The sequence below is a fragment of the Chryseobacterium echinoideorum genome (assembly GCF_007474535.1).
Lineage (GTDB): Bacteria > Bacteroidota > Bacteroidia > Flavobacteriales > Weeksellaceae > Chryseobacterium > Chryseobacterium echinoideorum.
The window spans coordinates 1-21004 of sequence record NZ_VKNW01000004.1 but is presented as its reverse complement, the minus strand read 5'-3'; the positions used below and the strand labels follow the sequence as shown (position 1 = coordinate 21004).

Here is a 21004-nt window from a genome sequence, read left to right as displayed (position 1 = left end):
AAAATGTCTTATTCTACAATAAATTTAAAATTCTTAAATCCTGTTTCTGTATAAATTGTTATAATAAAGAATCCTGTGCCTAATTTTTCTTTGCTTATTCTAAGGTCTGATTCTGATTGTATCTCTTTTTTTAAAACTTCTTGTCCTAAAGCGTTGTAGATAGAATATCGGGTAAGCTTAGTTCCTTTTTGAGCATAGATATTCAGGTAATCTTTCACGGGATTAGGATAGATATTTATTTCGTTTTTCAAAGTACCCGATTCGTTTACAGAAAGAGGATCATTGCAAACTGTGGAAGTGGTGAGCGTTGATCTTCTCGGTGAATTTTGTAATACCGCCAGGATTCTGCTTTTTTGATTCTGCGTAAAAATATTCATACAGCTATCATTAGAATAATCCATGTAGTTTTCTGTCATATCATTACCGGGATTGGATGGACAGGTATCATATATTGAAAAACAATCGTAATGTTCTGTATTCTGAGCAGGAGTATCAGGACAATAATCCTTAAAGCTGTCTGTTGCATTTACAGAACAACTTGCGTTGTCTCCCCAAATATGTCTCAAGCCAAAAGCATGACCAATTTCGTGGGTTGTTGTTCTCCCTTTATCAATACCTTGAAAATAGCTACCACCAACATAATCACTTGAGCCAAATGCTCTCCAGTCTATAATAACACCATCTGTAGTATTATTAAATGATGGAGGAAGCCCACCCAAACCAGATGATTCTGGAAATTGTGCATATCCTAACACACCACCAAGATCACCACCAAACTGGCATACCCAAATATTGAAATATCTTGTAGGATCCCATATTGTCTGGGGCTTTAAAACATTTTCCACATCACTTTCGCCCCATGTTGTAGGACTGGCAATATTTACGCGGTCAATTCCATTGGTTGCACCACCAGTCGGATTGACTTTTGCAAGACAAAATTCCACTTCAATATCTGCACCTACAGGATTATTGTTATATCCTGGAGTTCCGAGCATACGTCTGAAATCCTGATTTAATACTGTGATTTGTGATAAAACTCTTTCGTTTGTAATATTTCTTGTATTATTTGAGATTGGTTGTCCTGAATGAATAATATGTACTACGACAGGAATTGTTACGACTACTTTCTTAGAAACATTCATTTCCTGAAGCTTCTTTATTTCTTCAACTTTTGGAGCAAGCCAACTTTCAAATTGTTCTTTACTTTCCTTTCGTGAATTTTGTTGAAGGAAGTAGGTGTACTCATCAGTAGCACATCTTATAATTCCTGTTGCAGGGTTGGTTTTATACTCGCTTTTCTGTTTACCGAAAAGAAATTCTGTTGATTGCCCGTAACTCAATAGGGCAGTAAACAAAAATGCTAAGGTGATTAAGCTTTTAGCCATAATTATTTTAATTTAAAAAAGTCAACAAATTTACGGAAAATTTCAGATTTTTATATTTATTTTTTGTTTTTTTTAATGATATGGTACGACTGATAGTTTAATTCGTATTAATTGTGAAATAATAATATTAACAAGAAGTAATATTCTATATTTATATTTATTGCATATTTTTGAAATCTATTATTTATAATTATGTCATTACACTTCAATCCCAGAGATATTACATGGCTGGCTTTTAATGAAAGAGTTTTGCAGGAAGCAATGGACGAAAATGTGCCTCTTCATCTTCGGATCCGTTTTTTGGGTATTTTTTCTAATAATCTTGATGAATTTTTCCGGGTAAGGGTTGCGGGACTTAAACGTGCAATGGATTTTAAAGAGAAAATAATTTCTGAATCATTTTATCAGCCGCCTTCAAAAATTCTGCAAAAAATAAATGATATTGTCATCACCCAGCAACAGCAGTTTGATAAAACCTGGAAAAAAATTCAGGCAGAAATGGCGGAGCAGAATATATTGATCAAAACTTCAAAAAATATTTCTGCTAAACAAAAAGAATTTGTAAGAAAATATTTTGATGAAGTGGTAGAATCTAATGTGATCCCTATTCTCATGCATGAAAATACTCCCATGCCATATATGAGGGATAAAAGCCTTTACTTGGGTGTTGCCATGAGAAAAAAAGACTGGAACTATCAAAGCAATTATGCCATCATAGAAATTCCTTCTCGTTTTGTAGGAAGATTTGTCCTGTTGCCCACAGAAAATCCTGAGGAGAAAAATGTCATGCTTTTAGAAGATGTCATTACTTTCAATCTGCCGCATATTTTCTCTTATTTTGGGTATGATGAGTTTGCTGCACATGCATTTAAGGTAACTAAAGATGCCGAAATGGATTTGGATAATGATATCAGAACCAATTTTGCGGAAAAAATAGAGAAAGGTCTCAAAAACAGAAGAAAAGGGAAGCCTACAAGATTTGTTTTTGATAAAGATATGGATAAAGCTTTGCTGGAATTATTGATCAGAAAGCTGAATTTGAGCAAAAAAGACAGTATTATTCCGGGAGGAAAGATTCATAATTTTAAACATTTTATGGATTTTCCCGATGTGTTTGAAAAATACGAAAAACCTATTGAAAGAACCTCGTTTACTCATCCCGATTTTGAACACGGTGAAAGGGTTACTGATGTTATTCTGAAGAACGACGTGCTTCTTACTTTTCCGTATCATACTTACACTCCGGTGATTGATCTTCTCCGTGAAGCTGCGATGGATCCTGATGTAAAATCTATCCAGATTACAGCATACCGTTTGGCAGATAATTCTAAGATAAGCAATGCGCTGATCTATGCAGCAAGAAACGGTAAAGAAGTGACTGTAATGCTTGAGCTTCAGGCAAGATTTGATGAAGAATCTAATCTGAAATGGAAGGAAATGTTTGAGCCAGAAGGAATTAATGTTCTTGTAGGAATTCCCAACAAAAAAGTACACGCCAAACTTTGTGTTATCAAGAAAAGAAACAATAATAAAACGCTTCAGTATGGGTTTGTAAGTACCGGAAATTTTAACGAAAAAACAGCAAAAATTTACGGAGATCATCTTTTGATGACTTCAGACAGGGGAATAATGGCCGATATTAATAAAGTTTTCAATGCTTTAAAAAAGCCAAAAGAAGACTATTTGCCTGTCCTAAAGACCTGTAAAAGTCTATTGATCTGCCCGGAATTTATGCGGGAAAAGATAGAACATCATATTGATAAAGAAATTGAAGAAGCTAAAGCTGGAAGAAAGGCGGAAATGATTATTAAAGCTAATTCGGTAAGTGACCGGATCTTGATCAGTAGACTTTATGAGGCTGCTAAAGCAGGGGTCGTGATCAAAATGATTGTGAGAGGTATTTACTGTGCAGTTAATCAAAAAGATTTTAAAGAAAAAATAAAAGCTATAAGTATTGTAGATGAGTATCTGGAACATGCGCGTGTAATGTATTTTTACAATAAAGGTGCGGAAGATATGTATATTTCTTCTGCTGACTGGATGACAAGAAACCTTGATTACAGAATTGAGGCGGCGGCAAAAATCACCGATAAAAATCTTAAGAAAGAATTGAAAGATATTTTAGATATTCAGCTTAAAGATAATGTAAAAGCCAGAATTCTAGATAAAAAGCTGAGAAATGAATATATACACGATGAGAAAAAAGAATGTCGCTCACAAATTGAAACTTACAACTATTTAAAATCTAAAACATCAGAAAATTTTGAAGGTATTTAATTCGTGATATTATATCTTAAGTAGATTATTTTTCGGAAATGTGAGTGTTAAGTTTTTTTACAACCTAAAATTTCATAACAATTTGGTAAAGAAATTGTATAGGTGATAATAATTAAGTAACAAAATTAACAGCTATGAATATTTCTTTCTACGATTTTAAAAACCTTCCTAATCAAACTCAATGGGATATTGCTGTAAATGAAGGCAGAGTGATGAACGAAAGAATTTTGGATTCACTTAAATATGTATTGTATGAATTGTCTCATTTTACAGTTGAGATCATCTACAACACAGCAAAAAATAAAATGGAAGGGGTGAATGTTTATCCCAAGCAGACAGTTTACGCAAGTTTTTAGAAACACAGTAAGCTGTTTAATCATAATTTAAAGAGAGTTTTCAGGCTCTCTTTTTCTATTTTTTATGCAAAAAAAACAGCCGATTAACAGCTGTTTATTTTTTTAATGTTTAGTTTTAATTAAGTGGTTTTCGTCCTGTAAGTAAATTAATCAGGATTACAATAACTGCAATAACCAATAAAGCATGTACTAAACTACCTGTGTCCATTCCGGGAATAACTCCCAACATTCCTAAAAGCCACGCAATAATACAAATAACGGCTACAAGCCACAAAATACTTCTCATAATATATAATTTTTATTTGGTTGTACTTATATCATACACTTTTTATGCCTTTATTTATTTTTGGCTAAAAAAAGTTAATTTTTTTAGATAAAAACTAAAAAAATACACTGTTTATTAAGCAAAAACACCTTGTCCTATTGGAATAATTGTTGTTAGATTCATATAATAATCAATATATTCTCTGAATTACTTTAGTTAAACCAAAAATATTAAACCATGCTGATACCCGAAGAACTTCTTATAAAATACGGAGCCGAAGCCGAAACCTTTCAGCCGTCACATATTATTTTTAGTGAAGGAGATGTTCCGCGCAACTATTATCAGATTGTAGATGGAAGGATTAAACTCAACAATTATAACGAAGAAGGGAAAGAACTTATTTTTGCAATTCTGGAAAAAGGATTAAGTGTCTGTGAGCTTTTGCTTTTTATTGATAAAACATATCCTGTAAATGCAATCACATTTGAAGAATGTAAAATTTTAAAACTATCCAAACCGCGGTTTGAAATGTTATTGGATGAAAATCCTCAGGTTTCAAGAGATATTAATAAGTTTCTTTCGGAAAGACTTTATTATAAATATATAATGCTCGACAATAATTCTTCTCTAAGACCATCGGTAAGAGTAAAAGGGGCTTTAGATTACTATAAAAGTTATAAAGAAGATTCAGAAAAATTTGAATATGAAATACCTCTTACTCGCCAACAGCTGGCTTCATTAACGGCATTGCGCGTAGAGACGGTAATTCGCACTGTGAAGCAACTCGAAAAAGAAAATTTCCTGAAAATTATCAACCGTAAAATTTTTGTTTAAGATCAATTTGGTAGAAATATACCACATCTTTAAGATTTCAGGTGTGAAATACTTCCAATGGTATGGTCGTTGCAAGAAAGTAAGCACATCACAAAAAAATATTTTATGCAAAACGAAAAAACAGTTTCAGTATTAAACGATTTACTGAACATTACGAACGACAGAATTGAAGGATTTACTAAAGTAGAAGACAAAGTTTGGGAAACATACTCTCCTTTGAAAGCAGATTACGATCAGATGGTAAGTCAGTCGCAAACGATGAAGTCTGAATTGATGGGACTTATTAGAGAAAGAGGTGGAGATCCGGACAATACTACAAGCACTGCGGGAGCTATTCACAGAGCATGGATTGATGTTAAAAACTCATTTTCCGGAGACAAAACAGAATCTACTTTAGAAAATGTTGTGTTCGGAGAAGAAGCTGCGATAGATGCTTATCAGGATGCTTTAGACAGTGGCGATCTATGCCCGGAAAGTTCAAGGGTTGTTAGTGGCCAACTTCACCATTTAAAATCTTCTTATAACAAATTCAGTACATTAAATGAAATGAAAAATTAGAATTTAAGTTCTGGTTTTTGATTTTATGAATGTATCACATCTATTACAATTTAACAATCCTAAAGAGCAATTTTTAGGATTGTTTATTTTTCATATTTAATAAATAATCTTATGGAGATAACTTTTGAAATTAAAAAAGAATTTATTGATCGTTCCGCATTCATTCAAAATGTAAAAGTTCTTTACAAAAAAAGAAAGGTGATTGAAGGTAAGCCTGAAGTTATTGCTCATGATCCTTTTGAGGTCATCCTGTTTAATCTTAATGATCAAGATGATGATAATGCAAGTCATTTAATTGATTTTGAATCTGCTATTGAAATTACCATTATTTTTCATGATAAATCTATAAAAGTTTTTAAAGACGAGTAAATCGTGTGGCATACTGATTGCAAAGGGAAATAGACCAATCAGAATATATGAAAGCATCTACTATTAATAATCAGGAAATTTCGGTTACACTTGCTCTCCTAGATAACGATCTTCAGCAGATACTGCATTACTGTAAAAAGCACAACTGGAAATTTGAGATGATTAATTCTAATAATATCCAGCTTTTTCTTCCATCAAATTCTTTACATCTTTTATTCTATCTCGGTCGTGAAATTTTTTCAAAATCTTACGCCTAAATAAAATTGTCATAAATTTAGTATTATTCTATATTTATTGAATAATATTCAAATTAAATTTTTGGAAAAATTTTAATCAATAATCAATTTTTATAATTGATATTATTTCAATAATCAATTTATGGTTGAAATAATGCTGTTAAAATGATGTTTTTGTTTGTTTGGTATGGTAATTGGATGTAACACGACGAAAATACTTATGTTAATTTTATGAGACTTTATCATAAATTTTATAATTACAATTGCTCAGTATTTTCAACATTTAACATTAAATAATTAAATAAATAAATTATATGAAATCAAAACTAGCAATCTTATCGCTTGCCATTGCAGTTCCAACGGCAGCTCTGGCACAGGATTCTTTACAGGCAGTAAACAATACGGAATATCCCAACACATTCAGTTCGGGCTCTGCCAATGTACAACGATTTAATCAGTCTTCTAAAAGATTCAACGACTGGTCAATCTCATTTGGAGCTGGTGTACCGCTAATGCAGTCTGCAGATCTTACTTCAATTAAAAACGGAAACGGTAAAAACCTATTTGGTTATTCGGCTTATTTCAGTGTTGATAAGGCAATTACTCATGCTTTTGGACTAAAATTGCAATATGACAGAGGAGAAACAAGACAAGGCTGGTTCAACACCAAAGATGATGCACCAGCAAATGCTTCTGTAACACAGCAGGTAGGAGCCAGAACGCAGTATGATGCAATATCTTTATTGGGAGATATAAATTTCTCTAATCTTTTAAGAAGAGTTGATAATAAATCTCCTTACAGATGGGCATTACACGGATACGCAGGTATCGGAACTTTAGCTTACAGAGCATATCAGAAAGACGAGTTCGGACAAAGATTAATGACTGAAGTAAAACCTTTCAGTGGTTTTTCATTTTTCGGACAAGCGGGAGCGGGTCTTAAATACAAAATAAGCAACAGAGTAGATCTTGAAGGTAGAGTAATGTATGTTGTAACTACAGATGATCAGTTTGATGGAGGAGGAGCACAGTATAGTGCTATCAACAGAAGAGAAGATCAGGTTTCAGACAACTTTTTTAATACAACATTAGGTCTTAGTATCAATTTAGGAAAACATGATTCTCATTTAATGTGGCATGATCCGCTACAGGAAATTTATTACAAAATGGATGTTCTTGAATCTAAAGTAAATGATCTTGAAGTATGTAAAAGCGGTGATGCTGATAACGACGGGGTTTGCGATGACTGGGACAGACAGCTTGATACTCCTGCCGGAGCAAGAGTTGATGGAGCAGGGGTTGCTTTGGATGTAGATATGGATGGAGTGATTGATTTATATGATAAATGTGTAACTGTTCCTGGACCGGTTGAAAACCAAGGATGTCCTACAGGACCAGCAAACAATACAGGTGGAATGGTTTCTGAAGCTGAAACTAAATTAGACGGGATAGAATTTGATCTTAACTCAGATAAAATCTTGCCTTCCAATACGCCAATTTTGAATAATGCTGTCAATTACATCAATTCTTCAAGTGGAAATTATACGGTAATTGGGGCAACAGATACAAGAGGAACAGAAGCATACAACCAAAATTTATCTGAAAAAAGAGCTAGAAATGTAAAAGATTATTTAGTAAGAAACGGGGTAGAAGCTTCTAAGCTTAATTCTAAAGGAAATGGAAAAAAAGATTTGAAATATCCTGAATGTGACCCGGCTTCTAAATGTCCGGAGTGGAAAAACAGAGCTAATAGAAGAGTGTATTTTGAAGCAAAATAAAAATAATTACTTCTAAATCTGAGACCGCCGTATAAAATGGCGGTCTTTTTGTTGCTGTTATTTATCTGCTATAAAAAAATTATTTGTATTAAAACATTACTCAAATCATAATATAATATTTTGTTTAGGGAGTAATTTTGAAGTGAAATATTTGAGATATGAAAAAAAAGATTCTAATTTTTGATGACGATCAGTCCATTCTTGATGTTTTCAAAATTATTTTTGCGGAGAACGGATATGAGGTACAAATCTCACAAACATCTCAGGATATTCTGGATCGGGTACGTGCTTTTATTCCGGATTTGATTCTAATGGATAACTGGATTCCCGAGATTGGCGGGATAGAAGCGTTAAAGCTTTTAAAAAATGAAGATGATTATAAAAATATCCCGGTAATTTATATGACAGCCAACAGCGATATCAGTTCGCTGGCAAAAAAGGCTCAGGCGGATGATTTTATTGCTAAACCATTTGATCTGAATAAGCTGGAAAGAATGGTAGAAAAATATCTCTCCGCAGGAAAATTCAGCCAATAAAAAATATCCTTCATATAATCAATGAAGGATATTTTTTTAATATTTTAAAATCTAATCTATTTCATTGCCTTTGAATTAAGATTGGTATCAGCAATTTTGGTAAGAAGATTATTGCAGTTTTTTTCTTCGTCGAGGGTCTCAATAAGATATTTTAGACAGTCTTTTTCTTTAAGTATTTTGGCGTATGCAGCTAAAGTTCCGTAAGTAGCAATTTCATAATGCTCAACTTTTTGTGCGGCTGCAATAATTCCGGCATCTCTTACTGCACCGGGTTCTGTTTCTTCCATGATGCTTTTGCCTTCATCCAGCAATCCTTGCATTGCATCACATTTTTTTGCCTGTGCTTTCTTTTTTAATGCTTTAAAGCAACCTTCAAGACGTGCAATCTGCTCCTTGGTTTCTTTCAGGTGATCGCCGATTGCTTTTTTTAGTTTAGGATGGGTTGCATTTTTTTGCATTTTTGGCAGTGCTTTAGAAAGTGCTTTTTCTGCCCAGTAAATGTCTTTTAGAGAATCTTCAAATAAATCTTTCAGATCTTTTGCAGCATCTTTTTTTGCAGAGGTCTTCGATGATGAAGATTTTGAAGTGTTTTTGGTGTTTTTTTTCATTGTGCTTTTCTTAGCAGTTGCATTTTTTGTTTCCATAATAATATTTTAAGTTGTTTGTTAAAGTCAATAATTGTAAGAGCCTGAGAAGTTATTAGTTTTCTTTTTTAAAGCTCATCACTTCATATTCATCATCAGAGCAATATTTTTTACAGCTTTTATCATCAAAATCATTGGGCTTTTTCAGATAATCATCCATAAATTTTTTAGCATCATCAGTATTAGCAGGAGCAATAACGAGATGAAACATATCTAAAACATTTTTGTTAGCATTTTTTAGTGATTCTTTTTTATGGGCTAAAGCTTCCTGATAATTCATTTTATTTTTATTATTTAAAATTAATCCTCTTTACTTTTATATTTTTCAATCTCGCTGAATTGTTGATAAGATACTTGAAGGCTGTTGAGCTGATCAGAAATTATTTTGTGACTTTCATTATCAAGGTCTCCGCTTTTTAAAGCTTCGTCATATATTTTAAGAGCATTTTTTTCACCAAAAACAACATTCTGAAGGGTTTCAATATCTTTATTACTTGTGGGCAGCGAATTTTTAATATCAATCCAGGTTCTGTGAAGATTGCCTGCTACTGTAGTGCTGTCATTGGGATTTCCTCCTCTTTCTGTGATGAGATTGATGATTTCATTTTTCATCATTTTAGAGTGAGAAATCATTCTGTCATATTCACCTTTTAATCCTGAGTAATTTTCCCAGACTTTTCCTTCCACTTTTTCAAAACCTTTTATTCTGTCATTGGTGATTTGTAATAGGTCATTTAAAATATTTACGCTTTCTGCTTTTTCCATTGTATACTTTTACAATGAAGTTACAATTTGTATGCCTCTGAGATTGTTTGTGGTATGGGATGTATTATTTTATAAGTTTAACTAATGAGGTTTGTTAAATGGTTATTTAATGATCAGAACGGTTAAATTTAAGTTATAAAAATAAACTTGCCCACTACTAGCAGGCAAGTTGATTTCATAATAATATATTTGGTGATAGTGTATCCCATGTATTGCAAGCTGTATGCCAAGCATAATATGTGTGGTATATAAAATCAAAACATTTCTTTTAAAAAATCGTATCCTAAGCTTCAGAAATATGATCTCTGAAAATATAATTTCAGTTTAACATAACCCTAAGCTAAATAAAACTTTATATGACTGAAGTCATAACATGCAAGTGGTTTTTAGAGTAAATTTGAATAACCAAAACCAATAAATATTACTTATATGAAAACGTATTTTTTTTCTGCCCTTATTCTTGGGCTTACGGTAATCAGCTGTTCAAAAGAAAAAACGCAGGTAGACAATCAGACTGATACCATGACTTCAGCAGATACATCTATGGCGCTTCCGCTCTCCGATACTGCGACATTAAATGTACAAGGAAGACCGGACTCATCGCAAATGATGAGAGATAGTATCGCTTCTCCTAATCATCGTTAAAAAAAGTTTTATAATTTAAAAATCATTAATCCTTCACAGTATTTTTGCGGATGTATGTGGCGGATCAATACTTTATACTTTAGTTGAACGCATCATTCAGCTAAATTTTACTTTATACTTACCCGACAGAGTTTTTCCGCAGGGTATTCTTTTGAATATAATCATCAATATTTTTATGAAAAAAAATAATCAAAACAACGCTAAAATTAGTCAGTTACAACAACATACCACCGATAACTCGGAAGAGAAACTGACCACAAACCAAGGACTAAAAATCCAGAATAATCAGGATTCACTCAAATCTCATGACAGAGGGGCGACGCTTTTGGAAGATTTTATTCTGAGAGAAAAAATAACGCATTTTGATCATGAGAGAATCCCTGAAAGAATCGTACATGCAAGAGGGTCGGGTGCACATGGTGTTTTCAGACTTTCAAAAAGCATGGAAAAATACACCAAAGCAAAATTTTTGTCAGAAGCGGGAAAAGAAACTCCTGTTTTCGTGAGATTTTCAACAGTTGCAGGAAGCAGAGGAAGTACAGATCTAGCCAGAGATGTAAGAGGCTTTGCCATAAAATTTTATACAGAAGAAGGAAACTATGATTTGGTAGGCAACAATATGCCTGTATTCTTTATTCAGGATGCTATCAAGTTTCCAGACTTGATACATGCCGTGAAGCCGGAGCCTGATAATGAAATTCCTCAGGCTGCATCAGCCCACGATACATTCTGGGATTTCATCTCGTTAATGCCCGAAAGTATGCACATGGTCATGTGGCTGATGAGCGACAGAGCTATCCCACGAAGTTACCGAATGATGGAAGGTTTTGGTGTTCACAGTTTTAGATTTGTTAATAGTGAAGGTGTTGCTTTTTTTGTTAAATTTCACTTAAAACCAAAATTGGGAGTCCATTCTGTAGCATGGCCGGAAGCTCAGAAAATTTCAGGAATTGATCCCGATTTTCACCGTCGTGATCTTTGGGAAGCAATAGAAAAAGGAGCTTATCCGGAATGGGACTTCGGAGTACAGATCATACCAGAAGAGAATGAGTTCGATTTTGATTTCGATCTGTTGGATCCTACTAAAATTATCCCGGAAGAGGCTGTTCCTGTAGAGATTATAGGTACATTGACTTTAAACAGAAATCCTGATAACTTTTTTGCTGAAACCGAACAAATTGCTTTCCATCCGGGACATATCGTTCCGGGAATAGATTTTACCAATGATCCTCTCCTTCAGGGAAGATTATTTTCTTATACAGATACTCAGCTATCCAGACTGGGATCACCAAATTTCCATGAAATTCCTATCAACAGATCCGTCAATGTAGTTCACAACAATCAGCGTGACGGCCATATGAGGCAGCAGATAGTGAAAGGAAAAGTAAGCTATGAACCCAATTCTATCGGTGGAGGCTGTCCTTTTCAGGCAATGATGAAAGATGGTGGTTTTTCTTCTTATGGCGAAAAAATAAGCGGAACGAAGATCAGAGCGAGAAGTGAATCGTTCGTTGATCATTATTCTCAGGCAAAACTATTCTATAACAGCCAGTCAGATTATGAAAAAGAGCATTTACAAAAAGCTTTGGTTTTTGAATTAACTAAGGTTACGATTCCGGCAATCCGTGAAAGAATGGTAAGTCAGCTTAACTTTATTGATAAGGAATTAGCACAAAAAACAGCTGCAAAACTGGGCGTAGAAGTAAAAACACTGGAAAGACCCAACGGAAGTATTCCCGCAGATGCTGATCCAGAATCATTACAAAGTAAAGAACGTGAGCCTCAAACAAAAGTTTCTGAAGCACTAAGCAAGGCAAATACCGTAAAAGATTCTATTAAAAGTAGAAAAATTGCTTTCCTGATTGCAGACGGCTTTGATGACGAAAGTGTTTCCGGTCTTAAAAATAAATTAGAAGAAGAGGGTGGGGTGGTAGAGTTTGTAGCTCCGGAAATGACTTTAGTAAAAGGGAAAAACAGCATTAGTTTTATGCCTGATCATTCCATTACCAGTACAGCAAGTGTTTGTTTTGATGCAGTGTATGTCGTTTCGGGAGAAGATTCTACTCATCATTGGCTTCAGCCTGATTATAGAAACGGTGCGCTGGATTTCATCAACGAAGCTTACCGTCATTGTAAAGCAATTTATTTTGGGAATAACACCGAGCTTATTTACGATCATACGGACATTTATACCAAAAAGCATGATGATTATGCAATAATTCTCGAGGAAAATAACAGCGGAGATCAGAACTTTATTTCTGCAATTGCTTCCCACAGAGCTTGGAAACTGGAAAAACAAAGAAACGGAATGAAATAATATCGTAAATCCACTAAAATAAAAAACAAGACCACGCGAGAAAGTTATTTTAGATCCGTAGTCATAGAATCTGATATTTTTGATACCAAAAGCACTTTGTATTTTACAAAGTGCTTTTAGTTTTTATCTGTCAAAGCAAAATAAATTACATAGAGCCAGCCCAAAATTCCGTGGAGAATAGCCCACAAAATAGATCTGTTTCTATCCCAGGATACTACAACGGCGATCACAGAACCTAAACCAATTCCGGATTGTGTAACGGTATGAGTTATATCTGTATTGTCTGAATTTGTCTGAGCTAAGCTGAGGGTAAAGGCAAAAAGAAAAATGAAAAGGAGTTTTGTTTTCATATAATATTTTTTATGAGTTGTAAATTTTGATGATAAAATTATGCATTTTTCCTATTAATGAAAATACTATTGTTTAGATACAGAAAAATTTCCTTTACGTTGTCAGATTTACTTTTGTTTTTAGCAAAATTTTTTAATTTTCACACGACAATATGGTGTATTTTATTGAATTTCTTTTTCAAAGCAAATACTACTTTCTATGTGAGTGTACTGTCCGTAGTTTGGTATAATTACAAAATTATTTTTCTTGTACAAGCCAATTGCTTCTACCATTTTGTCTCCTGTCTCTAAAACACATTTTCTATAACCCAATTCTTTCGCCCAAATTTGCAATTCAGCTAATATTTTTCCGGCTATTCCCTTACCACGTTTTTCAGTTTGGACAAACATTCTTTTAATCTCCATAATCCCATCTTCATATTCTTTTATTGCTCCGCAGCCAACGGCTTGGTCTGCTTCATATACAACAACAACATTTTTGATAAGGTCAATTTTGTTATATTTAGCAAAAAAATCATTCGTTTCTCCATTTTTGAATGCCAAATCTTTATCAAGTTCAAAAACTAACTTTTGAAAATCTAAATTGTCAGAATTTGTACGTTTAGTAGTATACATTTTTCTTAAGTTTTCTCTGTTGGGATTTGCTAAAGTTATTATTAACGTTTCGGTGCTTGGCGAAGTGGCAGGAAATCGAAGAAGAAAGTTTCGATTTAGCTTTAAACCCGCCATTTTGCAAAACTCTTGTAGGCAGTTCGTTGCTTATTTGATATCATTCGTAACAAAATTCCAAAAGCTAATTTTGCGCCTTGTCCCAAAACCAAGCTTTTCATATAATCTTATGGCGCCAACATTTGTATCTGCAACGTGCAAATATGGAATTTTGTTTTCACTGAATATTTGACTGCACGTATGAGCTATTAATTGTTTCGCATAACCTTTTCCTATGTGTTCAGGATGTGTAACAACCGCACTTATTTCTGTGTATTCATTCATTTTCATACGTTCTCCTGTAACAGCAATTAATTTGTCATTTTTATAGATTCCGTAATATTTTCCGAGTTCTGAGGTATTGCTCATAAAATAACCAGGTTGAACTAAATTAACAAGTTCAAACAAATCATCTTTTTGGTTTGTTGTTTTAAGTTCAGTTACCTGTTCAGATATTTCTATGTCAATGGGTTCGTTAAGTAACATTTGATTACAAACTAATTCCTTGACTAGTTTTACTTTATCGCTAAAGTCTGGTCTATTTCCAACAACATAAAAATTGTTTGTCAATAAAGAGTACTTGTCAATTCCTGTTTCAATTGTATCTTGCTCAATAAAACCTCCAAAAGGACAATATTGCGGTTTATAGAATTTAACGCTGTTGTTATAATCAACAGCAAAATCTTTGTGTGTTTCAACCAAAGAATACCAAGTTGGATTGTCTAATTTTCTTCTTTCCATTTCTTTTAGTGCAAAAATTTCTATACAATGACCGCTAACTTCTACATTCACGCATTGCGTAAATCCAAATTATAATATATCAAATATAAAAAAAACAACTTAACAAAAATTAGTGTTTTCCATAATTAAAATTTCCATTCTGTTGAATGGTTGAAATGCGCTTTTCACACTTAAATACCATTGACGGTTAAATAAAATACCATAAATATTCATTTTACAAGGTTTTTTTCTTTTTGATGTTAGGCGGAAAGCATCTGAAAGCATATATTTGCATCCTAAAATTATTATGAACATGAAAGAACTTATCGAAAAAATCAACGCAGAATTTGAAGCGTTTACAACAGAAGCAAACCAACAAGCAGAAAAAGGTAACAAAGCAGCAGGAACAAGAGCTCGTAAATCAGCCTTGGAATTAAGCAAATTGTTCAAAGAATTCAGAAAAGTTTCTGTTGAAGAATCAAAAAAATAATCATGAAGCCGGCTTTTAGAGCCGGCTCTGTTTTTATTGAGCAACATTTCTTCAGAATATTCTAATTGCTTCCGATACGTTGATTATGATTTGCTGAGCGGTTATCTTCAAGAAGGGTTCTTATTTCCTCCATTTTACTTTCTTTGATAATATATGTTGTACACATTGTATTGTTTAAATGCATACTAAAGTGCATTTGTACTGTTGTGCGCCTTCCCATGGCGATACTTTTGGAGGTTACTTCAGAAAAAGTAGGATACAAATTAGCCAGACATAGGATATTTCTTTTAAATGAAGTCCGTAATTCAGGATTGTTTCCTTCATCATCAATAACTTTTAGCCTGAATATCTTTTTTCCTAAAGTAGTACCAAAATAAAATTCGGACATCGCTCCTGAAATAATGACGCAAATTATTGACAGCAATATGCCTGCAAGGATTTGTATATTAAATACATAATAAAAGATTACAGCAAATAATGCTATATCTATCCATTTTGCGAACAGCCTCTGAGTTTCATTTCCTTTAAATCCCGGATTATAAGGTAAATAATATTCGTAAGAATGATAAATTCTTTTTCCGTACTCATTAAAACTGAGCGTAGGTCTGTGGATAATTTTTCTTTCCTTTATTTCTGAAATTCTCAATTGAAATGTATTACAAAATCATACTCAGCTGGATTCTTTTTCTGGCTTCATCCACTTCGGTTACTTTCACCTGAACGTGCTGATGAAGCTTTACCACTTCATTGACATCCGAAACGAAACCGTCTTTCAGCTGGGAAATATGAACCAAACCCCTTTCTTTAATTCCCAAATCCACAAAACAGCCAAATGCGGTAATATTATTGACAATTCCCGGAAGAATCATCCCAATCTTCAGATCTGAAATTTTCTTGACGGTAGGATCAAATTCAAACACTTTGGCAGCTTTTCTGGGATCAAGACCTGGTTTTTCCAGCTCTTTCAGGATATCTTTTATTCCTAAAATTCCGATTTGATCGCTAACGTATTTTTCAGGTTTAATCTCTGCAATTTTCTCTTTATTTGAAATAAGATCTTCGGTTTTCAAACCTAGATCTTTTGCCATTTTTTCCACTAAACTGTAAGCTTCCGGATGAACGGCAGAATTGTCTAAAGGGTTTTTAGAATTTGCAATCCGGATGAAAGCTGCTGCTTGCTGAAACGCTTTTTCACCCAGTCTCGGAACTTTTTTCAGTTGTTTCCGGTCTTCAAATGCACCGTTTTCTGCACGGTAATTCACAATGTTTTCAGCCATTTTTTCACCGATTCCCGAAACGTAGCTCAGTAAAGATTTGCTGGCTGTATTCAGATTGATTCCGACCGAATTAACGCATTTCATCACCGTAGAATCCAGTTCGTTTTTTAGTAAAGTCTGATCTACATCATGTTGATATTGCCCGACCCCGATTGATTTTGCATCAATTTTTACCAGTTCAGCCAAAGGATCAGAAAGTCTTCGTCCGATAGAAACAGCTCCGCGAACGGTAACATCGAAACTCGGAAATTCATCTCTTGCAATTTTGCTTGCAGAATAAACCGATGCGCCCGCTTCTGAAACTACAAAAACCTGAATAGGCTTTTCAAAACCGATTTTTTTGATGAAAAACTCCGTTTCCCGGCTTGCCGTTCCGTTTCCGATGGAAATTGCCTGAATGTTATAAGCGTTTACCATAGAGCGGATCTTTTTCATTGCCATTCCGCTTTCGTTTTGCGGAGCATGAGGATAAATGGTTTCGTTGTGCAGCAAATCACCTTTCTCATCCAGACAAACCACTTTGCAGCCGCTTTTATAGCCCGGATCTATTGCTAAAATTCTTTTTTCTCCCAATGGCGGAGCCAATAGAAGCTGGGATAGATTTTCCGAAAAAATTTCGATGGCTTTTTTGTCTGCTTTTTCTTTGGCTTCCTGTAGGGTTTCATTAGAAATGGCGGGTTCCAGCAATCTTTTATAGCTGTCTTTGATGGCTAAGGAAATCTGCTCAGAACATTCGTTGTCAGACTTTATGATGGCATTTTCAATAAATTCTAATGCTTCATCTTTGTCAATACCGATGTTGGTTCTTACAAAACCTTCCGCTTCCGCTCTCAGCATTGCCAAAAGCCGATGAGAAGGAGTTCTGTTGAGACTTTCTTCCCATTCAAAGTATTGAGAAAATTTTTGTGCAGCTTCTTCATCTTTTTTTGCTTTTACAACTCTGGAAGTGATTATTGCTTTCCGCTGAAAGAGCCTGCGCAGATTTTTACGAACATACATATTTTCGTTAATCCATTCTGCCATAATATCTCTTGCACCCTGCAAAGCTTCTTCTTGGGAAGATACATTTTCATTCAGATATTTTGAGGCTAAAAACTGCACATCATCTGCTTTTTGGCTCATGATAATTTTAGCCAGAGGTTCCAACCCTTTCTCTTTGGCAGCATCAGCTTTTGTTTTTTTGCGTTTTTTGAAGGGTAAATATAAGTCTTCAATTTCCTGAAGATCAAAACTTTGTTCAATTTTCTGTTTCAGTTCTGGGGTTAAAGAATTTTGCTCTTCAATAGACTTCAGAACCGCTTCTTTTCTTTTGACGATATCTTCGAACTGTTTATTGAGTTTTAAAATATGCTCAATTTGGGTTTCATCTAAATTTCCTGTTGCATCTTTCCGGTATCTTGCAATAAAAGGGATGGTGCAATCTTCTGAAAGAAGTTTGATTGTTGCGGTTATGCTTTTCTCCGGTATATTGATGAGGTTTTTTATGTAGTCTATTGCGTTCATTGTCATTTTTAGAATGGCTAAAATACTTGTTTTTTTACAAATATTTTTTAGATAATACAATACCTTCAGATTTGTCATTATGAGATGTAAAAAGATAAATGAATTTTTTTAATATCAAATTTTTAATATTTTGTTTTAATGATTATTAAGTAAACTAATGTCTTTTAATGTTATTTTGATAAATTTTATTTTTTTATGATACATTAAACATTCTAGTGTTATGATATACTGATAATTAAAATAAAAAACCTATATTTGGTTTCAATAATAAATAAATTATCGCCTATGGAGAAAACCTCTACTATTTTTATTTCTATTACGAAAAATTTAAAATTTCTTGGTCGAAGAAATTTTTTAAACAAATTACTAATCCATCATTCTAAACAATTATGAACAGATTTCTAATGATTCTGGGACTCCTGCTGTGTATGCAGTTTGAGGTTTCGGCACAAACCTGTGCGCCGTTACCCGTCCCGTTTTTACAGTCGTTCAGCACAGGATCACTTCCTGCGTGCTGGATCAATCAAAATCCCACAACAACATCCACCAGTGCAAACGCAAGATGGAAATTTAGCGGTTCTGCAGGTTACGGAGCCACCGGAAACGGAGGTAAACCTGCGGGAACTTTTGCGTGGGTAGATGCAAGCTCGCCTTATACCAACGAGCATAATGTTGAGCTTATCAGTCCGCAGATTAATCTTACCGGACTTGCCAATCCGTATGTGAAATTTGAATGGTTTAAAAATCATCTTACTTCATCTACAGGAACGCTTCCTAATTACTCAAACAACGAACTCAAACTCGCTGTTAATGATGGTAGTGGTTGGGTTCAGATTTGGTCTGACAACAGCAATGACCCTACTTGGAGAACAGTAGGCGTTGCGTTGGCTGCAAGTTATGTAGGAGCTACTATCCAGCTAAAATTCACAGTTGACAAAGATGTAGCAGCCGATGGATATTTTTATGATGATTTACTTTTGGATGAAGTTCAGGTAATTCAGGCTCCTAGTTGTTTTGAACCTGTGACTCTGCCTGTATCAAATGTACAGCCTACTTCCGCTACTTTAAATTGGGGAGCTCCATTGTCTCCTGCTCCTGCTCCTGCAGGGGGTTATGAATATTTCTATTCTACAACTAATACGCCTCCAACAGGCGCAACTGCCGGAACTATAGTTCCGGGAACATCCGCTCCAATTTCTCCATTGGTTCCTGGAACAACCTATTACTGGTGGGTGAGATCAGTATGTTCTCCTACAGATAAATCTATCTGGGTTGAAGGGGAATCATTTACACCGGGTCAGATTGGTGGCGGAACTGCCACCCATGCATTTCTTCCGGTTTACTCATGTTCAGGATTTAATTATTCTCAGCAAATCTATACAGGTGCTGAAGTTTCGGCTGCGGTAGGAACTAATAATTATATTACTTCAATCAGGTTTTTTGTATCCAGCACAGCTTCAACGCAAGGAAATTATAATCAATGGGTGGTTTACATGGGTAATACTGCTCAAAATGATTTTCCTACCACTACCAGCTGGATTTCTTCAGGGGCTATGACTCAGGTTTATTCAGGAACTCTTCCTGCAATGACTGCCGGGACTTGGGTTGAGATTCCGCTTAGTACACCATTTCTTTGGGATGGTACAAGTAATGTAGTAGTTGCGGTTGATGAAAATTCTACAGGCACGTCATGTACTGCCAACTGGGGAAGTTACAGTGCAGGAGCTAACAGAGGGATGCTTTATTATAATACAACTAATAATCCTGATCCTGCCAATCCGCCAACTGCAACCAGCAGATATTCGGTTCTTCCGAGACTTCAGTTGGTAGGAACTGTTTTGTCACCATGTACTAATGCGCCTCCTGCGAATGTTACGGTTAATAATGTTACCGCTACATCGGCTTCGGTTTCATGGACTGCAAGTCAGGGAGCAACTTATGTTGTACGGTACAGAGTGCTGCCTTCAGGACCTTGGCAAACGATCAATATTACCACCCCTTTTGTAAATAACGTAACACTTCCTGGATTGATAGAGCAGACGCAATATCAGGTGGAAGTAGCAACAATATGCGGAACTCAGGGAGCTTTTTCTACACCTGTTGACTTTACTACACCTGCTCTTACGTATTGTGGGTCGGGAACAGCAACGGTAACGAATGGTTATATCAGTAATATTTCTATGATAGGTACTTATTTATCCCCTACTAATAATCCTTCGGGACCAAGTACTTATACAGATTATTCAACAGATCCAACAAAAACAATTACTTTAATAAGAGGAACTAATAATAATACACTTTCTGTAGGAAGGTCTATTGCTTCGGGAACATATTCTACATATGCGTGGATTGATTTTAACGGAGATGGAATATTTAATAACAATCCTGTCGGAACACCAGGAGGAGAGAGAATTATGAATTTGGGATATTCTAATACCACTCCTGTGACGGCAAATTTTTCAGTTCCTATAGATGCCTATTCAGGACCAAGTAAGATTAAGATGCGTGTAATCGTATATTTTCTTACCCCTTCTGATGCATGTGCTAATTTAACAAGCAATGGCGAGGTAGAAGATTATGAAATTAAATTTATTGATCTTTTACCTTGTACAACAGCGCCTCCAACTCCTATTAATGTAACTCCAGGCTTTAATACAGCTTTTGTTTCCTGGACACCGACTTTAGGAGCCAATTATGTTATCAGATGGAGACTGAGTCCAAACGGACCATGGCTGCCATCTGCAACGGGACAGGCTTTACCAACAGGAACTCCTACCGGTCAGAGTTTTTATACAATTACAGGACTTACCGAGCAGACGGTTTATCAGGTTCAGGTGCAGACGATCTGTAACGGAACAACGGGAGCTTTTGGTCCTTCTGTCAACTTTACCACACCACCACTGTCTTACTGCCCAATGGTAGGAACAGGCACCAATGATTATATTGCTAATGTAACGGTAACGCCTGTTAACTTCCCAGTGGTAAGCAATA

The 21004-nt window shown here is 34.8% G+C and carries 22 protein-coding genes; 12 read left to right on the top strand and 10 right to left on the bottom strand.

The window, feature by feature from the left end; translation table 11 throughout:
* Positions 1 to 8 precede the first annotated feature (8 nt).
* On the bottom strand, positions 9 to 1385 hold the full coding sequence (locus FOL89_RS05950) for a M43 family zinc metalloprotease (RefSeq protein ID WP_144281932.1): 1377 nt from the start codon (positions 1383 to 1385) through the stop codon (positions 9 to 11).
* Between the two features lie 192 nt (positions 1386 to 1577).
* On the opposite strand from FOL89_RS05950, the gene ppk1 reads away from it, so the two are divergent.
* Positions 1578 to 3662, top strand: coding sequence for a polyphosphate kinase 1 (ppk1, locus tag FOL89_RS05945; RefSeq protein ID WP_144281931.1), 2085 nt, complete (start codon positions 1578 to 1580; stop codon positions 3660 to 3662).
* Between the two features lie 134 nt (positions 3663 to 3796).
* Positions 3797 to 4018 carry a hypothetical protein gene (locus FOL89_RS05940; RefSeq protein WP_144281930.1) on the top strand — a complete coding sequence of 74 codons (222 nt, stop codon included), beginning with the start codon at positions 3797 to 3799 and terminating at the stop codon, positions 4016 to 4018.
* A 115-nt stretch (positions 4019 to 4133) separates the two neighbouring features.
* Here the strand turns inward: FOL89_RS05940 and FOL89_RS05935 are convergent, their stop codons facing one another.
* Positions 4134 to 4304: a lmo0937 family membrane protein gene (locus FOL89_RS05935; RefSeq protein ID WP_144281929.1), complete on the bottom strand. Its 171-nt coding sequence runs from the start codon at positions 4302 to 4304 to the stop codon at positions 4134 to 4136.
* 216 nt (positions 4305 to 4520) lie between these two features.
* Between FOL89_RS05935 and FOL89_RS05930 the strand changes: the two genes are divergently transcribed.
* The 6 genes from FOL89_RS05930 to FOL89_RS05905 all read left to right on the top strand — a co-directional run bounded on the left by FOL89_RS05930 (position 4521) and on the right by FOL89_RS05905 (position 8594).
* On the top strand, positions 4521 to 5117 hold the full coding sequence (locus FOL89_RS05930) for a Crp/Fnr family transcriptional regulator (RefSeq protein ID WP_144281928.1): 597 nt from the start codon (positions 4521 to 4523) through the stop codon (positions 5115 to 5117).
* 105 nt (positions 5118 to 5222) lie between these two features.
* Positions 5223 to 5675 (top strand): ferritin-like domain-containing protein, encoded by a 453-nt coding sequence (locus FOL89_RS05925; RefSeq protein ID WP_144281927.1) that lies wholly within the window; start codon positions 5223 to 5225, stop codon positions 5673 to 5675.
* A gap of 111 nt (positions 5676 to 5786) precedes the next feature.
* The gene (locus tag FOL89_RS05920; RefSeq protein ID WP_144281926.1) at positions 5787 to 6044 is read left to right on the top strand and encodes a hypothetical protein; all 258 of its coding nucleotides are present in this window, start codon (positions 5787 to 5789) and stop codon (positions 6042 to 6044) included.
* 47 nt (positions 6045 to 6091) lie between these two features.
* Positions 6092 to 6301 (top strand): hypothetical protein, encoded by a 210-nt coding sequence (locus tag FOL89_RS05915; RefSeq protein ID WP_144281925.1) that lies wholly within the window; start codon positions 6092 to 6094, stop codon positions 6299 to 6301.
* A 293-nt stretch (positions 6302 to 6594) separates the two neighbouring features.
* The gene (locus tag FOL89_RS05910) at positions 6595 to 8058 is read left to right on the top strand and encodes an OmpA family protein (protein ID WP_144281924.1); all 1464 of its coding nucleotides are present in this window, start codon (positions 6595 to 6597) and stop codon (positions 8056 to 8058) included.
* A 158-nt stretch (positions 8059 to 8216) separates the two neighbouring features.
* Positions 8217 to 8594 (top strand): response regulator, encoded by a 378-nt coding sequence (locus tag FOL89_RS05905; protein WP_144281923.1) that lies wholly within the window; start codon positions 8217 to 8219, stop codon positions 8592 to 8594.
* 56 nt (positions 8595 to 8650) lie between these two features.
* Here the strand turns inward: FOL89_RS05905 and FOL89_RS05900 are convergent, their stop codons facing one another.
* The 3 genes from FOL89_RS05900 to FOL89_RS05890 are packed head-to-tail and all read right to left on the bottom strand — an operon-like array spanning position 8651 to position 10003.
* On the bottom strand, positions 8651 to 9238 hold the full coding sequence (locus FOL89_RS05900; protein ID WP_144281922.1) for a YciE/YciF ferroxidase family protein: 588 nt from the start codon (positions 9236 to 9238) through the stop codon (positions 8651 to 8653).
* A 55-nt stretch (positions 9239 to 9293) separates the two neighbouring features.
* Entirely contained in the window at positions 9294 to 9518 is a 225-nt protein-coding gene (locus FOL89_RS05895; RefSeq protein WP_144281921.1) for a hypothetical protein, read from the bottom strand.
* 20 nt (positions 9519 to 9538) lie between these two features.
* Entirely contained in the window at positions 9539 to 10003 is a 465-nt protein-coding gene (locus tag FOL89_RS05890) for a PA2169 family four-helix-bundle protein (RefSeq protein ID WP_144281920.1), read from the bottom strand.
* A gap of 429 nt (positions 10004 to 10432) precedes the next feature.
* Between FOL89_RS05890 and FOL89_RS05885 the strand changes: the two genes are divergently transcribed.
* Entirely contained in the window at positions 10433 to 10648 is a 216-nt protein-coding gene (locus FOL89_RS05885) for a hypothetical protein (protein ID WP_144281919.1), read from the top strand.
* Between the two features lie 175 nt (positions 10649 to 10823).
* The gene (locus FOL89_RS05880) at positions 10824 to 12965 is read left to right on the top strand and encodes a catalase (protein ID WP_144281918.1); all 2142 of its coding nucleotides are present in this window, start codon (positions 10824 to 10826) and stop codon (positions 12963 to 12965) included.
* 116 nt (positions 12966 to 13081) lie between these two features.
* On the opposite strand, the gene FOL89_RS05875 is transcribed toward FOL89_RS05880, so the two are convergent.
* The 3 genes from FOL89_RS05875 to FOL89_RS05865 all read right to left on the bottom strand — a co-directional run bounded on the left by FOL89_RS05875 (position 13082) and on the right by FOL89_RS05865 (position 14764).
* Positions 13082 to 13315: a hypothetical protein gene (locus FOL89_RS05875; protein WP_144281917.1), complete on the bottom strand. Its 234-nt coding sequence runs from the start codon at positions 13313 to 13315 to the stop codon at positions 13082 to 13084.
* A 162-nt stretch (positions 13316 to 13477) separates the two neighbouring features.
* Positions 13478 to 14044: a GNAT family N-acetyltransferase gene (locus tag FOL89_RS05870; RefSeq protein WP_317130095.1), complete on the bottom strand. Its 567-nt coding sequence runs from the start codon at positions 14042 to 14044 to the stop codon at positions 13478 to 13480.
* A gap of 30 nt (positions 14045 to 14074) precedes the next feature.
* A complete protein-coding gene (locus tag FOL89_RS05865; RefSeq protein WP_144282199.1) occupies positions 14075 to 14764 on the bottom strand; it encodes a GNAT family N-acetyltransferase in 690 nt (229 codons plus the stop codon).
* Between the two features lie 292 nt (positions 14765 to 15056).
* On the opposite strand from FOL89_RS05865, the gene FOL89_RS05860 reads away from it, so the two are divergent.
* The gene (locus tag FOL89_RS05860; RefSeq protein WP_089744483.1) at positions 15057 to 15233 is read left to right on the top strand and encodes a histone H1; all 177 of its coding nucleotides are present in this window, start codon (positions 15057 to 15059) and stop codon (positions 15231 to 15233) included.
* Between the two features lie 61 nt (positions 15234 to 15294).
* Here FOL89_RS05860 and FOL89_RS05855 read toward each other — a convergent pair whose 3' ends face one another.
* Together FOL89_RS05855 and FOL89_RS05850 are read right to left on the bottom strand one after the other, a co-directional pair.
* The gene (locus FOL89_RS05855) at positions 15295 to 15879 is read right to left on the bottom strand and encodes an RDD family protein (protein WP_144281916.1); all 585 of its coding nucleotides are present in this window, start codon (positions 15877 to 15879) and stop codon (positions 15295 to 15297) included.
* 10 nt (positions 15880 to 15889) lie between these two features.
* Complete coding sequence (locus FOL89_RS05850; protein WP_144281915.1) at positions 15890 to 18013, bottom strand: Tex family protein; 2124 nt, start codon at positions 18011 to 18013, stop codon at positions 15890 to 15892.
* 389 nt (positions 18014 to 18402) lie between these two features.
* On the opposite strand from FOL89_RS05850, the gene FOL89_RS05845 reads away from it, so the two are divergent.
* A partial coding sequence (locus tag FOL89_RS05845) for a fibronectin type III domain-containing protein (protein WP_144281914.1) occupies positions 18403 to 21004 on the top strand: 2602 nt, incomplete at its 3' end.

Excerpts from the sequence above, each read along its gene's own strand:
- FOL89_RS05950 (WP_144281932.1), bottom strand. The coding sequence starts at position 1,385 with ATGGCTAAAAGCTTAATCACCTTAGCATTTTTGTTTACTGCCCTATTG.
- ppk1 (WP_144281931.1), top strand. The coding sequence starts at position 1,578 with ATGTCATTACACTTCAATCCCAGAGATATTACATGGCTGGCTTTTAAT.
- FOL89_RS05940 (WP_144281930.1), top strand. The coding sequence starts at position 3,797 with ATGAATATTTCTTTCTACGATTTTAAAAACCTTCCTAATCAAACTCAA.
- FOL89_RS05935 (WP_144281929.1), bottom strand. The coding sequence starts at position 4,304 with ATGAGAAGTATTTTGTGGCTTGTAGCCGTTATTTGTATTATTGCGTGG.
- FOL89_RS05930 (WP_144281928.1), top strand. The coding sequence starts at position 4,521 with ATGCTGATACCCGAAGAACTTCTTATAAAATACGGAGCCGAAGCCGAA.
- FOL89_RS05925 (WP_144281927.1), top strand. The coding sequence starts at position 5,223 with ATGCAAAACGAAAAAACAGTTTCAGTATTAAACGATTTACTGAACATT.
- FOL89_RS05920 (WP_144281926.1), top strand. The coding sequence starts at position 5,787 with ATGGAGATAACTTTTGAAATTAAAAAAGAATTTATTGATCGTTCCGCA.
- FOL89_RS05915 (WP_144281925.1), top strand. The coding sequence starts at position 6,092 with ATGAAAGCATCTACTATTAATAATCAGGAAATTTCGGTTACACTTGCT.
- FOL89_RS05910 (WP_144281924.1), top strand. The coding sequence starts at position 6,595 with ATGAAATCAAAACTAGCAATCTTATCGCTTGCCATTGCAGTTCCAACG.
- FOL89_RS05905 (WP_144281923.1), top strand. The coding sequence starts at position 8,217 with ATGAAAAAAAAGATTCTAATTTTTGATGACGATCAGTCCATTCTTGAT.
- FOL89_RS05900 (WP_144281922.1), bottom strand. The coding sequence starts at position 9,238 with ATGGAAACAAAAAATGCAACTGCTAAGAAAAGCACAATGAAAAAAAAC.
- FOL89_RS05895 (WP_144281921.1), bottom strand. The coding sequence starts at position 9,518 with ATGAATTATCAGGAAGCTTTAGCCCATAAAAAAGAATCACTAAAAAAT.
- FOL89_RS05890 (WP_144281920.1), bottom strand. The coding sequence starts at position 10,003 with ATGGAAAAAGCAGAAAGCGTAAATATTTTAAATGACCTATTACAAATC.
- FOL89_RS05885 (WP_144281919.1), top strand. The coding sequence starts at position 10,433 with ATGAAAACGTATTTTTTTTCTGCCCTTATTCTTGGGCTTACGGTAATC.
- FOL89_RS05880 (WP_144281918.1), top strand. The coding sequence starts at position 10,824 with ATGAAAAAAAATAATCAAAACAACGCTAAAATTAGTCAGTTACAACAA.
- FOL89_RS05875 (WP_144281917.1), bottom strand. The coding sequence starts at position 13,315 with ATGAAAACAAAACTCCTTTTCATTTTTCTTTTTGCCTTTACCCTCAGC.
- FOL89_RS05870 (WP_317130095.1), bottom strand. The coding sequence starts at position 14,044 with ATGGCGGGTTTAAAGCTAAATCGAAACTTTCTTCTTCGATTTCCTGCC.
- FOL89_RS05865 (WP_144282199.1), bottom strand. The coding sequence starts at position 14,764 with ATGGAAAGAAGAAAATTAGACAATCCAACTTGGTATTCTTTGGTTGAA.
- FOL89_RS05860 (WP_089744483.1), top strand. The coding sequence starts at position 15,057 with ATGAAAGAACTTATCGAAAAAATCAACGCAGAATTTGAAGCGTTTACA.
- FOL89_RS05850 (WP_144281915.1), bottom strand. The coding sequence starts at position 18,013 with ATGAACGCAATAGACTACATAAAAAACCTCATCAATATACCGGAGAAA.